1 protein-coding gene is annotated in these 905 nt (G+C 43.4%); it reads right to left on the bottom strand.

All coding sequences use genetic code 11. The features are described 5' to 3' along the window. Positions 1–905 (bottom strand): PKD domain-containing protein (locus B9Z48_RS21620; protein WP_199233571.1); only part of this gene is annotated, 905 nt, incomplete at both ends.

The following is a 905-nucleotide window of genomic DNA, read 5'->3' as shown; positions in this document are numbered from 1 at the left end:
TCGGTCGTAATATAGCTGTACTGCCAGCTGGTTTGCTTGTTAATGTCCAGATAAATGTTAAAGCGTCATTATTGGCATCGCTGCTGTTACTACCGTTTAAAGTTACTAGATTTCCAGCCGTTATATTTTGTGCTACACCAGCATTTGCAACTGGTGCTGCGTTTTCGACTGTTGCATTCACCGTCACTGTTGAAACAGTGCTGCTTACTTTTCCGTCATTGACAAACAGAGAAGCTACATATGCACCAGCAACATCTGCAGTGAATGTTGGCATTGCCGATGTAGCGCTGCTTAATATAGCTGTACTGCCAGCTGGTTTGCTTGTTAATGTCCAGATAAATGTTAAAGCGTCATTATTGGCATCGCTGCTGTTACTACCGTTTAAAGTTACTAGATTTCCAGCCGTTATATTTTGTGCTACACCAGCATTTGCAACTGGTGCTGCGTTTGCCACTGTTGCATTCACCGTTACTATTGAAACAGTGCTGCTTACTTTTCCGTCATTGACAACTACAGAAGCTACGTATGCACCAGCAACATCTGCAGTGAATGTTGGCATTGCCGATGTAGCACTGCTTAATATAGCTGTACTGCCAACTGGTTTGCTTGTTAATGACCAGCTGTATGTCAATGCATCGCCATTTGCATCGCTGCTGTTACTACCGTTTAAAGTTACTAGATTTCCAGTCGTAATATTTTGTGCTACACCAGCATTTGCAACTGGTGCTGCGTTTTCGACTGTTGCATTCACCGTCACTGTTGAAACAGTGCTGCTTACTTTTCCGTCATTGACAAACAGAGAAGCTACATATGCACCAGCAACATCTGCAGTGAATGTTGGCATTGCCGATGTAGCGCTGCTTAATATAGCTGTACTGCCAGCTGGTTTGCTTGTTAATGTCCAG

Source organism: Limnohabitans sp. WS1 (genome assembly GCF_003063265.1).
Classification (GTDB): Bacteria; Pseudomonadota; Gammaproteobacteria; order Burkholderiales; family Burkholderiaceae_C; genus Limnohabitans_A.
The sequence above is the reverse complement of the archived record's forward strand: the minus strand, read 5'-3'. Positions and strand labels throughout refer to the sequence as shown.